This window comes from Haemophilus pittmaniae, from assembly GCF_900186995.1.
Lineage (GTDB): Bacteria > Pseudomonadota > Gammaproteobacteria > Enterobacterales > Pasteurellaceae > Haemophilus_D > Haemophilus_D pittmaniae.
On sequence record NZ_LT906463.1, the window covers coordinates 1,450,375 to 1,465,191 of the forward strand.

Consider the following 14,817-nt stretch of genomic DNA (forward strand, 5'->3'; position numbering starts at 1 on the left):
CATTATTCTAGCTTTTTTGGGATAAATAAAAAACCAAGGTTACAAATAAATTGCTATAATTTGCCGCACTTTTTGCCGTTAATCGGCAATTTTTTTCGTCTTTTGTCGGCCTAACACAGCTTGGCCATTCATTAAGGAAACTTCATGTCGTTACAATTAAATTCGGTCGCACTTTTATTAGTGGTATTAATTGTGCTTGGTCTATTTAGTCACAATAGCGCAATCACCATAGCCGGTGCGGTGTTATTGATTATGCAGCAAACTCTGTTATCCCAATATATTGGTTATGTGGAAAAATACGGGTTAAAAATCGGCATTATTGTGCTGACTATTGGTGTGTTGGCTCCCTTGGTATCTGGGCGTATTCAGTTACCGAATTTAGCCACTCTTGCCAGTTGGCAAATGTTGTTGGCAATTGTTGTGGGTGTTGTAGTCGCTTGGTTGGCCGGTAAAGGTGTCCCTTTAATGGGAGAACAACCGGTATTAGTCACCGGTTTGATGGTTGGCACTATTATTGGTGTGGCATTTTTAGGTGGTATCCCGGTTGGTCCATTAATTGCTGCCGGTATTTTGGCGTTATTAGTAGGAAAATTTTAGATGAAAAATAAATGGTTATTTATTGCCGCGTTGAGCGGCTTTTTATGTGTGAGTATTGGTGCTTTTGCTGCTCACGGATTAAGCAAAATTTTAGAACCTAAAGAATTAGCCTGGATTGAAACCGCTGTGAAATATCAAATGTTCCACACCCTTGCCATGCTAGCCATTGGTATCGCGCAATTATGTCGAGAATCATTGGCAACCTACAAAATGCTCAATTTAGTAGCAGGGGCATGGGCGCTTGGTATTTTGCTTTTTAGCGGTAGCCTCTATGCACTTGCGCTTGGTGCAGGCAGATTCCTCGTTTGGGTGACACCGATTGGAGGCACGTTATTTTTAATCGGCTGGCTATGCTTGGCTTATGGCAGTTTGAAAAGTAAATCGGTATGAAAAATAAATCAGTTAAACAAGCATTAAACCCACTACAGCAATCTCTTTTCTCGAAACTTAACGGAATCATGCAGGTGGATCAACGTCGTTTATCCGCTCGTATTCATGGTATTGGAAAAATTAAAAGCCAAGAAGCACAGCAAGCTGTGGCCGCTGAAATCCAGCTGCAGATTGAACAGGCTCAATTGCGTGTAGAAAATCGTAAAACTGCGGTGCAAAATCCCATTGCTTTTCCAGAGAGTTTGCCGGTTAGCCAACGCAAAGCAGAAATTCAAAAACTGCTTTCTGAACATCAGGTCATTGTAGTGGCCGGGGAAACCGGTTCAGGTAAAACCACCCAATTGCCGAAAATGTGTTTGGAGCTGGGCTTTGGCAATTTGGGCATGATTGGCCATACTCAACCGCGCCGTATTGCCGCTCGTTCGGTGGCGGTGCGTATTGCGGAGGAGTTAGAAACGGAGCTTGGCGGTTTAGTCGGTTATAAGGTCCGTTTTAACGATCAAATCAGTGATGATACACAAATCAAGTTGATGACCGACGGGATCCTGTTAGCGGAAATTCAAAACGATCGTTTCCTCAATCAATATTCTTGTTTGATTATCGATGAAGCCCACGAACGTAGCCTAAATAACGATTTTATTCTCGGTTATCTGAAACAATTACTGCCACGTCGTCGTGATTTAAAACTTATTATCACCTCCGCGACCATTGATGTGGAACGCTTTTCCAAACATTTCAACAATGCCCCGATTATTGAAGTTTCGGGCAGAACCTATCCTGTTGAAGTGCGTTATCGCCCAGTAGTGGAAGACGACGATCAAGATCAACTGCAAGGCATTCTCAACGCAGTGGATGAACTGCAAGCAGAAGGCCGTGGCGATATCTTGATCTTTATGAACGGTGAGCGTGAAATTCGCGATACCGCTGAAGCCTTACAAAAACAAAATCTAAAACACACGGAAATTCTACCGCTCTTTGCCCGTTTGTCTGCGCAAGAACAAAACAAAATTTTCCATCCGAGCGGATTAAATCGCATCGTGTTGGCGACCAACGTCGCAGAAACCTCATTGACCGTGCCGGGCATTAAATATGTGATTGATCCAGGTACTGCGCGAATCTCCCGTTATAGCTATCGCACCAAAGTACAACGTTTACCGATTGAACCTATTTCACAGGCATCCGCTAATCAGCGTAAAGGCCGTTGTGGTCGTGTGAGCGAGGGGATTTGTATTCGTTTATATTCGGAAGATGATTTTAATTCTCGTCCTGAATTTACCGATCCTGAAATTCTACGCACCAATTTAGCCTCCGTTATTTTGCAAATGACGGCATTGGGTTTGGATGATATTGAAGCCTTCCCATTTGTGGATGCGCCGGATAAACGCCATATTCAAGATGGGATAAAACTGTTGGAAGAATTAGGTGCGTTTGAAACCGTTCGCACTAAAGCGGGTGAGAAACGTCAATTAACCGCAGTTGGTCGTCAATTATCGCAACTCCCAGTAGATCCACGTTTGGCGAAAATGTTGCTAAGTGCTGTTTCACAAGGTGCCTTGCATGAAGTAATGATTATTGTCGCCGCATTATCCATTCAAGATCCGCGTGAGCGTCCACAAGAAAAACAGCAAGCTTCCGATGAAAAACATCGCCGTTTTGCCGATAAAAAATCGGATTTCTTGGCTTTCCTCAATCTTTGGCGTTATCTGCAAGAACAACAAAAAGAATTGAGTAAAAACCAATTCCGCCGCCAATGCCAAAAGGATTTCTTAAATTATTTACGCATTCGTGAATGGCAGGATATTTATCATCAAATTCGTTTAACCGTCCGTGAAATGGGCTTGCCGATTAATTCCGAAAAAGCAGAATATCAGCAAATTCATACCGCTCTGTTAAGTGGCTTGCTTTCTCATATTGGTTTAAAAGAAGCGGAAAAACAGCAATATCTTGGCGCACGTAATGCCCATTTTGCAATTTTCCCCAATTCTGTGCTTTTCAAAAAACAACCGAAATGGGTAATCGCTGCCGAGTTGGTGGAAACCTCCAAACTTTGGGGGCGCATGGTGGCAGAAATCGAGCCAGAATGGATTGAGCCGCTTGCCGAGCATTTAACGAAAAAATCCTATTCAGAACCGCGCTGGTCGAAATCCCGTGGTTCGGTGATTGCCGATGAAAAGGTAAGCCTCTATGGCGTACCAATTGTCGCAGCGCGACCTGTGAATTATGGTGCAATCGATCCAACGGTGAGCCGCACTATTTTTATTCAATCCGCCCTAGTGGAAGGGGATTGGCATACCAAACATAAATTCTTCAAAGAAAATCAACGACTCGTTCGAGAAGTTGAGGAGTTGGAACACAAAAGCCGCCGCCGCGATATTTTGGTGGACGACCGTACGCTTTTTGAATTTTACGATCAGCGTATTGGCACAGAAGTGGTTTCCCAAAAACATTTTGATACCTGGTGGAAAAAGGCGCAGCAAAAAGATCCTGAATTGCTTAATTTTGAACGCTCATTCTTGATTAATGATGATGCAGAACAGGTGAGCAAGCTGGATTTCCCAAATTTCTGGCATCAAGGCAATTTAAAACTCAAACTGACCTATCAATTTGAACCGGGTACCGATGCGGACGGCGTGACCGTGCATATTCCATTACCGTTGCTCAACCAAGTGGAAATGACGGGTTTTGATTGGCAAATTCCGGGTTTGCGTGAAGAGCTAGTGATTGCGCTGATTAAATCGTTGCCGAAATCCTATCGCCGTAATTTTGTGCCGGCACCTAATTATGCCCAAGCTTTTTTAAATCGAGCCGTGCCGTTGGAAAAGCCATTATTGGATACGCTAATTTATGAATTACGTCGTATGACGGGCGTTACTGTAGAAGCGGAACATTGGAATTGGGAACAAATTCCAAGCCATTTAAAAATGACGTTCCGCGTGGTGGATGAAAACGGCAAGAAAATTGCGGAATCCATGAATTTGGATGAGCTGAAATTCAACTTAAAAGATCGTGTGCAAGAAAGTATTTCTGCTGTGGCCGATGATGGCATTGAACAAAGTGGCCTGCATATTTGGAGCTTTGCAGAGCTGCCACAATGTTATGAGCAAAAACAACGCGGTTTCAGCGTCAAAGCCTTCCCGGCTATCGTAGATGAAAAAGATGCGGTGGGTATAAAACTGTTTGAAACAGAGTTTGAGCAAGCGGTGGCGATGCAACAAGGTTTACGCCGCTTGTTGCTACTTAATGTGCCATCACCGATTAAATATCTGCATGAAAAATTGCCGAATAAGGCTAAATTGGGGCTGTATTTTACTCCGTTTGGTCGAGTGTTGGATTTGATTGATGACTGTATCGCTTGTGCCGTGGATAAACTGATTGCCGATTTTGGCGGGTTTGTATGGGATGAAGCTGGCTTTGAAAAATTGCGTGATTTCGTGCGGGAAAACCTCAATGAAGTGACCGTAGATATTGCACAGAAAGTAGAGCAAATCCTCTCCCTTAACCATGCCTTAAACCAACGTTTAAAAGGCAAAATGGATTTCACCATGGCCTTTGCCTTTTCCGATATTAAGGCACAATTAAGCGGACTGATTTATCCAGGCTTTGTGCAAAAGAGCGGTTATGATCGCCTACCTGATTTACAACGTTATCTGCAAGCCGTAGATAAACGTATCGATAAACTGGCTCAAGATGTAAATCGTGATCGTGCGGCAATGCTACGCGTGGAACAGGTGCAACAGGCTTACCAACAATTGCTAGCTAAACTGCCGAAATCTAAACCAATTTCCGATGAAGTCGCAGAAATTCGCTATATGATTGAGGAATTACGAGTGAGTTTATTTGCGCAGCAGTTAGGCACGAAGTATCAGGTGTCGGATAAGCGGATTTTGAATTTGATTGACCAAATACAATAAGTCAGAGATTGTTATGACTAAATATTTTATTATTGATTATAAAAAATTACAAAAGGGAGATGTAATATGCACTACTCGAAAAAAAAGTATTATTAGTAAGTTAATTAGACTTGGTACAAAGTCAGATTATTCTCATGTGCTAATGGTCTATGGGTATTCTTCATTTATTCATGCAGATAATATGGGAGTGTATTCTTATAATTTTCAAAGGCTTTTATTTAATCAAAATGATAGAGTTTTAGTCCTTAGATTAAAAGAACAATATAGAGATAAAATTGATGATATATGTGAGAATTTAAAGTCTGAAGTTGGAAAGGTTTATGGAACTATATCCGCTTTGAATTCTTGGCTAAACAAAAGTCTATTAACAAGAATAGAAGATCCAGAAACCGTACAGTTTTGTTCTAAACTTATTGCTGAATCTTTTAATCGAGCAGGATTAATTATTTCGGAGAATCCAAAAACGTGTTTTCCAGTAGATATTGCATCAAGTGATTTATTTGAAAAAGCAGAAGGGTGTTTAAGAGAATGCTTACCTGAAGAAATTGAATTTGCTAAAACAGAATCACCACAAGAAAAACAAGCAAAAACTTTTACCAATATATTGGTTGATATAAAAAAAGAGATAAATGTAAATATACTTACATTCAGTGAAGCTGATGATTATTTACTTGAAAATCCAATGTTTGATGAAAAAATGAAAGAAATATATTTGAGAAATGATTACGAGGAATTTGAACGTATAGAATTAGAAAAAAATTCTTATAGATATGATTCGTTTCCATATTTTTATAAATATTTATCTCAAATATGTGAAAGGGATAGGGATGCATTGTTAGTTGATTTGTATAATATTTCTAGTAATGGGATTGGCTCTCGAGAAGGAGCAGCAGCAAGATTTAGAATGTTACAAGAGAAATTTATTAATATAAATAATAAAGAGTCTGTTTTCTATGAATATATGATAGGTTTTTTTGAGAGGTTAAGGGATCAGCAATTGATTTTGTATAAAAATGTTCTTATGTATAATCATCTAAAAGAAAATATTTAAAAATAATTTATATTGGCTTTTATTCAATATCACGATAGTGCAAATTATATAAAAATAGTTGTTTTATTCGTGGTACAGCTAACTTACTCATCTCAATGTTGTTCACAAACTAATGAGCTAAATAGATGCGTTGTTTTTCAAATATTTTCAAATCCTAAAAAAATCTCCAAAACCAACCACACTTTCTCCCAAAATCTTTTTGTGATCTATCTCAAATTTCTTGGTGGAATTGATTTTCAAATTCCACTTCAACCGCTATCTTATTGAAATTCTTATTTAATAACGAGGTAAATTATGGATCTGATTATAGGTTTAGTCGCCATTATCTTGGTGGCGTATTATATTGTGAAAGGCTATTCAGCGACCGGTGTGTTGATGTTTGGTGGCTTAGTCTTATTATTAATTTCCGTGCTGATGGGGCATTCGATTTTGCCGGAAGGTGTGAAAAGTACCGGTTCAAACTATTTAGATATTTTGGAATACGTCAAACACCTGTTATCCGGTCGGAGTGGCGGATTAGGCTTGATGATTATGATTTTATGCGGTTTTTCTGCCTACATGACGCATATTGGCGCCAATGATGTGGTGGTGAAATTGGTGTCCAAACCGCTAAAAAATATTCATTCGCCTTATGTCTTAATGGTGATTGCTTATTTCTTAGCTTGCTTGATGTCCTATGCAGTCTCTTCTGCAACCGGCTTGGGTGTATTATTAATGGCCACCTTGTTCCCGATTATGGTGAATATGGGGATTTCGCGTGGTGCGGCAGCGGCAATCTGTGCTTCTCCAATTTCCATTATTTTGTCGCCAACTTCTGGTGATGTGGTGCTATCCGCAGAAATTTCTAAAGTGTCCTTGGCCGATTTCGCCTTTTCCGTGAGTTTGCCGGTATCGATTTTTGCTATTTGTGGGATTGCGGTTGCGCATTTCTTTTGGCAACGTTATTTGGATCGCAAGGAAGGGATCGTGAGTGAACGTTTGGATGTTAATGAATTGACAACCACCGCACCAAATTTCTATGTGATTTTACCCTTGTTGCCGATCATTGGCGTGTTGCTATTTGATGAGAAATGGGGTTTACCAAGTCTGAATATCGTTACCGTAATGGTATTGTGTTTTATCATTGCTGCAACAGTGGATTTTCTCCGTACGTTCAATGCCAAACAAACCTTTGATAATTTAATGGCTGCTTATCGCGGTATGGCCGATGCCTTTGCTGGCGTGGTGATGTTATTGGTGGCTGCTGGCGTATTTGCACAAAGTTTAACGACTATTGGTTTTATCGGTACTTTGATTGAATCTGCACAATCCTTTGGTGGTAGCGGGTTATTTATGATGTTGGTGTTGGCGGTGATTACTATTTTGGCCACCGTAGCCACAGGTTCGGGAAATGCGGCGTTCTATGCGTTTGCTGAATTGATTCCGAAATTGGCCGGTCAAATGGGCGTGAATCCGGCATATCTCACAATTCCAATGTTGCAGGCTTCTAACTTGGGGCGTGGCTTATCTCCGGTTTCTGGCGTGGTCGTAGCGGTATCTGGAATGGCTAATATTTCCCCGTTTGTAATTGTGAAACGTATGTCTGTGCCGATGTTAGTCGGTTTCGTGTGCGTAATTGTCGGTACGCAGATTTTTGTTTCCGCATAATTGCTTGGGAAAATGCCCCCTTGATTTTAAAAGTTTTCCTAAAAAATGATGCTAAGTCATTGATTTTATTTAAGTTACTTTAAAAATGGAATTTTCTTTTTAAAATCAAGATATTGCAATGTTGGATGGCGGCTTTATGGATTTTCATAAAATCTTTAAAGCCGCCGTTTTTTATCTGGATTAATTATGCGGATTCTTTGTAAAAAAGATGTTCGGTAATTTACTTCACATCATGAGTATTTTTAGGAATACGGTCACGAATTTTGTATTGCTCGGTATAAATGGCATGTTGTGTTGCTGGTGAAGAGCTTGCGATTTAATCGGATAAGTGCGCAATAAAAAGAGCAGGTATTGACCTGCTCTTTGGGTTTGATATGTATTGGTTAGGCTTCGGATTTATTGGTTAAAGCAATATAAATGCATACGATAAAGCCTACAGCCAATACGTAAGGCGTTAATCCAGCCACACCGGTTGGTGTCGCGGCAAAACCGAAATTATGCGCAGTTGCCGCACCTAATAGCATGCCTAATACGAATAGCGCGGAATCATTGTTACCTTCCCCAATATTGACTAACTGTTTGCCAGGGCAGCCGCCACCAAGCGAGAAGCAAAGGCCACAAAGTGCCATAGAAAGGAAGTTATAAATGTAATCGTTATGGGCAATTGGCTGTTTATCAAGGCCTAAATGGAATTGTCCTAATAGACCGTTGGTGATGGCGGCAAAAACGACTAGCGCGATTACGCCATTTAGCAGTTGTGGATCGCGGAAGAGAACGAAATTGCGGAAGGCGCCGATAGTGCAAAAACGTGATTTCTGCATTAATACGCCAAGCAATAAGCCACCGGCCAATGACATCCACACTGCGGCATGTAACGCGCCTGGGCCTTTTTCGGAAAAATAGATGGCAAGATTGTCGCCAAATTTAAATTGGGTAACCAGTAACACTAGCAAAATAACGCTAAAGATCGGACCGATTAAGCCCGAGGACGTGCTTTGCGGTTTGGATTTTCCTAGGGAGAAACCTCGATTGGCAAAGAAAATACCACCAAGAATCCCAGCAAATAACCCCACGATACCGGCAATAGCGGTTAAATCACCACCGCCTAAGCGCAAATAGGCTCGCCAAGGACAGCCGAGGAAGATCAAGGCACCGAGCATGGCAAAAAAGCCGAGACTAATGCGAGCGAGTGGGGCAGAACCGCCTCTAGGTTGAAATTCCTTAGATAAGAATGCACTGACTAACGCTCCCAGTACCAGACCGATGAGTTCAGGGCGGAGATATTGTAACGGTGCAGCGTGGTGTAATCCTAATGCCCCTGCGCTATCGCGTAGGAAACAGGCCGCGCAAAATCCCATGTTACCGGGATTGCCGTTATAAGTAAGAAGTGGCGCAACGATACCAAGTGCAGCACCTGCAACCACAGGCCAAGTTAAGATTTTCATAATAAGACCCTTGTGATATCAGAAGTTAAAGAAATGTGTTGTTTTTAATAATAAAAACATCGCTATTGTAAGAAAATAGTAAAAATAAGAAAGCGGCCTTTTTGAATATTGTGAGATGGATCAATAATTTAACTGAAGAGATATTAGTGGTCGCAAGAAGCTAGCCAAGGGCTTAAATGTAATGCGGCAATATCGATGATATGGCGTAGAAAAACCGTATCTTGTCCATTATGAAAACCAGCGGTATCGCGGGATTTGAAGACTAACAATGCACTGGGTCTTTGTGCACTACCGGTTAAGCGACAAATAGCCACCGAGCCGATAGGTAATTCTTCGGGAAGAAAAAGCAGGGCTTTTTCTTTGTTGGAGAGGTCGCCTAAATAGCATTGACGTAAGCCCATTCGTTCTAAACGGATCAATTCAAAGGCTTTGCGATCCAGCCAACAGTGTTGTGGAATGCCATCAATCGCTTGCCAGCTATCGCGAAAAAGTAAGATGCTCACACCAGCCAATTCATATTCCTTTGCCCAGTTGTTGAGAATTTTCAGTACGGACTGAAAGTCATCTGCGGCAAACAGCTTTTTCTGTAAAGGCAGGAGAGCAAAGAAAATATTGGCGTCTTGATGGGCAAGTTGATGAAATTTTTCCAGTAGTTGTTTAAGGGCTTTAATTTCGGAGCGTTGTTGATTGAGCTGCCATTCAACTAATGATGTTGTTCCTTGATGCAAATGGGGAATATTAAGGCTGGTAAGCAATTCGGGATGATGGATAAAAAAATCGGGATGCTCTTTAAGGTAGTCGCTGATATCTTGTTCAGTCATACAAGGCTCCTAAAAAAATAACCGCATTTTATCGCGATAAAATGCGGTTATTATGGTTTCAATTAAGCGGCAAATGGATCTTGTAAAATCATAGTTTGTACACGATCCGGACCGGTGGACAAAATAGCAATAGGAACACCGGTAACCTCTTGAATACGTTTAATGTAATCACGACAGGTTTGTGGTAATTGATTGACATCAGTCACACCAAAGGTGTTTTCTTTCCAACCCGGTAGGATTTCATAAATCGGTTCTACGCCTTCCCAATCCTTGGCCGCCAATGGGGCATATTCAACGATTTCACCGTTTGGCATTTTATAAGCCACACAGATTTTTACTTCATCGAAACCATCTAAAACGTCCAATTTGGTCATACAGAAACCGGAAATGGAGTTTAATTGGATTGCACGGCGAATTGCTACCGCATCAAACCATCCACAACGACGGGGACGTCCGGTAACTGCACCAAATTCGTTACCTTTACGGGCAATTTCTGCACCAATATCATCAAATAATTCGGTTGTAAATGGTCCACCACCAACACGGGTACAGTAGGCTTTGATAATACCCAATACATAATCAAGATTACGTGGACCAAAACCGGAACCGGTTGCTACGCCACCGGCGGTAGTGTTAGAGCTGGTTACATAAGGGTAGGTACCGTGGTCAATATCCAACATGGTGCCTTGAGCGCCTTCAAATAGGATATTGTCACCGTTTTTACGGGCGTTATCCAAGATAGTCGCGATATCTGCAACCATGCCTTTAATGATGTCAGCAACAGCAAATACATCATCTAGAGTTTTTTGGAAATCAACTGGCTCTACTTTGTAGTAGTGCACTAATTGGAAATTATAGTAATCCAAAATATTTTTTAGTTTTTCGGCAAATGCTTCGCGATCAAATAAATCGCCAACGCGTAAACCGCGACGCGCTACTTTATCTTCGTAAGCCGGGCCAATACCGCGACCGGTTGTACCGATAGCTTTTTTGCCTAATGCGGCTTCACGAGCATGATCCATCGCAACGTGGTAAGGTAAAATTAATGGGCAGGCTTCAGAAATTAATAGGCGTTCACGAACATTTACGCCGCGGCTTTCTAATTCGCCCATTTCTTGCATTAATGCTGCCGGTGAAAGTACCACGCCGTTACCGATTAAACAGGTCACGTTGTCGCGTAGGATACCGGATGGAATTAATCGTAATACGGTTTTTTCACCATTGATAATCAAGGTATGGCCGGCATTGTGACCACCTTGATAACGCACGACATATTTAACTCGATCGGTAAGCAAATCAACGATTTTGCCTTTACCCTCATCACCCCATTGGGCGCCGAGTACCGCAACACTTTTTCCCATAATTTTTGCCTCTAATATTAATGGAAGATAAATAAAACGCCCGTACTTTACCTTTTTTGTACGGCGATCTCAATTAGAAATAAAAAAAGTGCGGTTTTTTACCGCACTTTCAATGACTTATTTATTCGAAGAGGGATTTGTGCAAGGAACGCACTACCTCATCGGCATGTTCGCTAGAAACCAGCATACAGATATTATTAGTGCTGGCGCCATAGCTGATCATGCGCACATTATAGTCTTCTAGGGTATCGAAAATATGTTTAGCCACCCCGTTGGCAATATGTAGATCATTTCCAATCAAGGCAACTAACGCTAAACCTGTATCCACTTTAACGGTACAAAGTTTGCTTAATTCATCTAAAAGTTCTACTGATAACAATTCAGCACCGGAAGAAGCCGAACCTGTTTTATCCAAGGTTAAGGCAATGCTCACTTCAGAGGTGGTAATTGTATCCACCGAGATTTTGTGTTTTGCCAAAATACTGAATACGTTAGCCAAGAATCCTTGGGCATGCAGCATGCTTAAGCTGGATAGAGTAAGCAATACTTGATCACGGCGTAGCGCAATAGCACGGAAAGTCGGACGTGGTTGCGGATCACGGGTAACCCAGGTGCCGCCATCTTGTGGCGCTTTACTAGAACCCACATAGACCGGAATATTGCTGCGTACTGCCGGTAATAATGTGGCCGGGTGTAATACTTTAGCACCAAAGGTTGCCATTTCTGCAGCTTCAGCAAAGCTCATCGTATCGATTTTTTTGGCATTCGGAACAATACGCGGATCGGTGGTGTAGATCCCTGCTACATCGGTCCAAATAATAACATCTTTAGCGTTTAACACTTCAGCCAGTAAAGCCGCAGAGTAGTCACTACCGCCACGACCTAACGTAGTGGTTTTACCGCTTGCCTCACGACCGATAAAGCCTTGAGTAATAACTAATTCGCCACGATCGATAAGTGGTTTTAATAAATTATCGCTATTAGCTTGAGTTTGTTCATCATTTGGTGCTGCTTTACCAAAATGATCGTTGGTGGCCACAATTGTGCGCACATCCAACCAAGTTGCCGTGGTATTGAATTCACGTAACACTTCAATAAAAATTTGAGTCGACATCATTTCGCCATGACTGATTAACTCGTCAGACAATGCCGGAGAAGTAGCTAATGCAGCGGCTTCGGAAAGGCTCGTCACATTTTCCAAATATTTTTCAATAATAGGTCGAACGCGGGAGTCGTCTTTTAATTCGTTTAGGATATTCTCTTGAATTTGACGAACTTCATCGATTAATTTGCTGCGTTGTTCAGCATCCACGCCATTGGCGAGAGCAACCAACAAATTGGTGATGCCAGCGGAGGCGGATAAGACCACGACACGGGTATTTGGATCGTTGATAACGATTTTGGCACAGGCTTGCATGGCCGCGTAATTAGCGACGGAAGTCCCGCCAAATTTGGCTACAGATAGATGTGGCATAGTAATTCCTTAATGAGTTGTTATGTTTGCAAGGTCTCTAGGAATAACGATTTAGGTAAAAATTGTCAAATAAATTTTCGAAAAAATTAAAATAGCTCATAAAAAAGCATATTTATTATTAAAAATAAGCTCTTTTTTTTAAGAATTTTTAATATCTTCTTTATTGTCAATTTCATCGGGTTGCGGAAGGGGTTCCGGTGCGCCTAAGAAATAAGGCTCGACACCGATTAGTAAATCGATAACTGCTTTAACCCGAGCGAAGGTTTCGCGTAGGCGGGTGACGAAATAGATTTCCGGTTGTTTGGCTACGAAACACACGGCATCGATATCATGATATTTAGCGATTAGCAAAGCTCGTTCACAGTGAAAACGTTGGCTGATGATAGTGAAGGCGGGCACTTGGAAGACTTTATTGGCGCGAACTACTGAATCTAACGTACGAAAGCCGGCAAAATCAGGGAACATTTTTTCATCGGACACCCCCATTTTTTTGAAATCACGCCACATGGTACGTGGTTCATTGTATTCACGGGTGCGGTTGTCACCACTAAGTAGTAAATAATCTACTTTGTGCAAATCCAGCAATTGTTTTGCAGCCTCAACACGAGTGGTGTAGTAATCATTGGTTCGACCTTTAGCCACATATTTTGCTGTACCGAGCACTAAACCGTAGGGGCGATAAGGTACTTTTTGAGGATCTTCATAAATAGCATCGCGCACTAACCAACCGACAGTAAAATCGATAGCGGCGCAGCCGATGATGATGGCGCCACCGAGTGTAAGTAGGCAACGCGCATGGTTACACGTCCAAGAGAACGTCTTTTGGAGGTAGCGGATTGTTTTTGGAAGAATTTTTGCTATTTGCATAGCTGCGCAAAATAAAGAAAAAGCGGATTAAGTTCAAGTAGAATTTTTTACCTGGTAGGTTCTCTGCGAAGTATGGCCGTTTAGACGTCTAAAATTTCTTGACAAAGATCTTGCGCTGTTGATAATTGGGGCATTCTTTTTCACCCTCAAATAGGTTTTTAATGGCTGCGAAAACCCGAATTCTTTTTCAGAAGGAACCGCTACAACTGGCTTTTGGCGGTGCGCTAAGTCCCATTGAAACCGCTTATCAAACCTATGGCGAATTAAATGCCGAGAAAAACAATGCGGTATTGATTTGTCATGCGCTTACCGGCGATGCCGAACCTTATTTTAGCGAAAATGGCCAAAATGGGTGGTGGCAAAGCTTTATGGGCGATGGCCTGGCATTGGACACTTCCCGCTATTTTTTCATTTGTGCAAATGTGTTGGGCGGCTGTAAAGGTAGCACCGGCCCGGCATCACTGAATCCAGCGAGTGGCAAGCCCTATGGTAGTCAATTTCCAAATATCGTGGTACAGGATATCGTCAAGGTACAAAAAGCCTTGCTCGATAGTTTAGGAGTTCCACATTTACGCGCGGTGATAGGAGGTTCCTTTGGTGGTATGCAGGCCACTCAATGGGCTATCGATTATCCGGATTTTGTGGATAACGTGGTCAATTTGTGTTCATCCTTATTTTTTAGCGCTGAAGCGATTGGTTTTAACCATGTGATGCGCCAAGCAGTAATAAATGATCCGAACTTTAATGGGGGGGATTATTATGAGGGTACACCGCCTGATCAAGGCTTATCGATTGCCCGAATGTTGGGCATGCTGACTTACCGTACCGATATTCAATTGGCGAAAGCCTTTGGGCGTGCAACCAAATCTCAGGGGAATATTTGGGGCGATTATTTTCAGGTGGAATCCTATCTTTCCTACCAAGGACAAAAATTCTTGGAGCGCTTTGATGCCAATTCTTATCTGCATTTGTTGCGTGCCTTAGATATGTATGATCCTTCCCTTGGTTATGCCGATTTAAAAACAGCATTGTCGCGTATTCGAGCCAATTACACCTTGGTTTCCGTGACAACTGACCAATTGTTTAAATCTGTGGATTTACATAAGAGCAAGCAATTATTGGAGCAACACGGCGTGAAACTCAATTTTTATGAGTTTCCGTCCGATTACGGCCATGACGCATTTTTGGTGGATTACGATGCCTTTGATCGCAAGATTCGTTTAGGATTAGAAGGATTGGCCGAATAAAACGCC

Annotated in this window: 11 protein-coding genes; 6 read left to right on the forward strand and 5 right to left on the reverse strand. The window is 41.8% G+C overall.

Annotation, left to right across the window (positions count from 1 at the left end; all coding sequences use genetic code 11):
• Window positions 1–144: 144 nt before the first annotated feature.
• From CKV74_RS07080 to dcuC, 5 genes are all read left to right on the forward strand, one after another.
• Entirely contained in the window at window positions 145–597 is a 453-nt protein-coding gene (locus CKV74_RS07080) for a DUF441 domain-containing protein (RefSeq protein WP_007241896.1), read from the forward strand.
• Complete coding sequence (locus tag CKV74_RS07085; protein ID WP_007241893.1) at window positions 598–987, forward strand: DUF423 domain-containing protein; 390 nt, start codon at window positions 598–600, stop codon at window positions 985–987.
• A complete protein-coding gene (gene hrpA, locus CKV74_RS07090; protein ID WP_095176935.1) occupies window positions 984–4,898 on the forward strand; it encodes an ATP-dependent RNA helicase HrpA in 3,915 nt (1,304 codons plus the stop codon). Before CKV74_RS07085 ends, hrpA begins: the two co-directional genes overlap by 4 nt.
• Before the next feature lie 13 nt (window positions 4,899–4,911).
• Window positions 4,912–5,949, forward strand: coding sequence for a YiiX/YebB-like N1pC/P60 family cysteine hydrolase (locus tag CKV74_RS07095; protein WP_095176936.1), 1,038 nt, complete (start codon window positions 4,912–4,914; stop codon window positions 5,947–5,949).
• Window positions 5,950–6,243: 294 nt separating this feature from the next.
• Complete coding sequence (gene dcuC, locus CKV74_RS07100) at window positions 6,244–7,596, forward strand: anaerobic C4-dicarboxylate transporter DcuC (RefSeq protein ID WP_007241913.1); 1,353 nt, start codon at window positions 6,244–6,246, stop codon at window positions 7,594–7,596.
• A gap of 383 nt (window positions 7,597–7,979) precedes the next feature.
• Here dcuC and yedE read toward each other — a convergent pair whose 3' ends face one another.
• The 5 genes from yedE to CKV74_RS07125 all read right to left on the reverse strand — a co-directional run bounded on the left by yedE (window position 7,980) and on the right by CKV74_RS07125 (window position 13,564).
• Window positions 7,980–9,041: a YedE family putative selenium transporter gene (yedE, locus tag CKV74_RS07105; RefSeq protein WP_007241905.1), complete on the reverse strand. Its 1,062-nt coding sequence runs from the start codon at window positions 9,039–9,041 to the stop codon at window positions 7,980–7,982.
• A gap of 143 nt (window positions 9,042–9,184) precedes the next feature.
• Window positions 9,185–9,862, reverse strand: a complete 678-nt coding sequence (locus CKV74_RS07110; RefSeq protein WP_095176937.1) for a DUF484 family protein — start codon at window positions 9,860–9,862, stop codon at window positions 9,185–9,187.
• Window positions 9,863–9,924: 62 nt separating this feature from the next.
• Window positions 9,925–11,223 (reverse strand): adenylosuccinate synthase, encoded by a 1,299-nt coding sequence (purA, locus tag CKV74_RS07115; protein ID WP_095176938.1) that lies wholly within the window; start codon window positions 11,221–11,223, stop codon window positions 9,925–9,927.
• Window positions 11,224–11,344: 121 nt separating this feature from the next.
• Window positions 11,345–12,697 carry a lysine-sensitive aspartokinase 3 gene (gene lysC, locus CKV74_RS07120; protein ID WP_007241898.1) on the reverse strand — a complete coding sequence of 451 codons (1,353 nt, stop codon included), beginning with the start codon at window positions 12,695–12,697 and terminating at the stop codon, window positions 11,345–11,347.
• A gap of 138 nt (window positions 12,698–12,835) precedes the next feature.
• A complete protein-coding gene (locus tag CKV74_RS07125) occupies window positions 12,836–13,564 on the reverse strand; it encodes a SanA/YdcF family protein (RefSeq protein ID WP_007241904.1) in 729 nt (242 codons plus the stop codon).
• Window positions 13,565–13,725: 161 nt separating this feature from the next.
• Here CKV74_RS07125 and metX point away from each other — a divergent pair, with 161 nt between their 5' ends.
• On the forward strand, window positions 13,726–14,811 hold the full coding sequence (gene metX / locus CKV74_RS07130) for a homoserine O-acetyltransferase MetX (RefSeq protein WP_007241907.1): 1,086 nt from the start codon (window positions 13,726–13,728) through the stop codon (window positions 14,809–14,811).
• Window positions 14,812–14,817: the final 6 nt, after the last annotated feature.

Bases quoted from the DNA above. Each gene is read 5' to 3' on its own strand.
- lysC (WP_007241898.1), bottom strand. From the start codon at position 12,697: ATGCCACATCTATCTGTAGCCAAATTTGGCGGGACTTCCGTCGCTAAT.
- yedE (WP_007241905.1), bottom strand. From the start codon at position 9,041: ATGAAAATCTTAACTTGGCCTGTGGTTGCAGGTGCTGCACTTGGTATC.
- purA (WP_095176938.1), bottom strand. From the start codon at position 11,223: ATGGGAAAAAGTGTTGCGGTACTCGGCGCCCAATGGGGTGATGAGGGT.
- CKV74_RS07080 (WP_007241896.1), top strand. From the start codon at position 145: ATGTCGTTACAATTAAATTCGGTCGCACTTTTATTAGTGGTATTAATT.
- CKV74_RS07085 (WP_007241893.1), top strand. From the start codon at position 598: ATGAAAAATAAATGGTTATTTATTGCCGCGTTGAGCGGCTTTTTATGT.
- hrpA (WP_095176935.1), top strand. From the start codon at position 984: ATGAAAAATAAATCAGTTAAACAAGCATTAAACCCACTACAGCAATCT.
- dcuC (WP_007241913.1), top strand. From the start codon at position 6,244: ATGGATCTGATTATAGGTTTAGTCGCCATTATCTTGGTGGCGTATTAT.
- CKV74_RS07095 (WP_095176936.1), top strand. From the start codon at position 4,912: ATGACTAAATATTTTATTATTGATTATAAAAAATTACAAAAGGGAGAT.
- CKV74_RS07110 (WP_095176937.1), bottom strand. From the start codon at position 9,862: ATGACTGAACAAGATATCAGCGACTACCTTAAAGAGCATCCCGATTTT.
- metX (WP_007241907.1), top strand. From the start codon at position 13,726: ATGGCTGCGAAAACCCGAATTCTTTTTCAGAAGGAACCGCTACAACTG.
- CKV74_RS07125 (WP_007241904.1), bottom strand. From the start codon at position 13,564: ATGCAAATAGCAAAAATTCTTCCAAAAACAATCCGCTACCTCCAAAAG.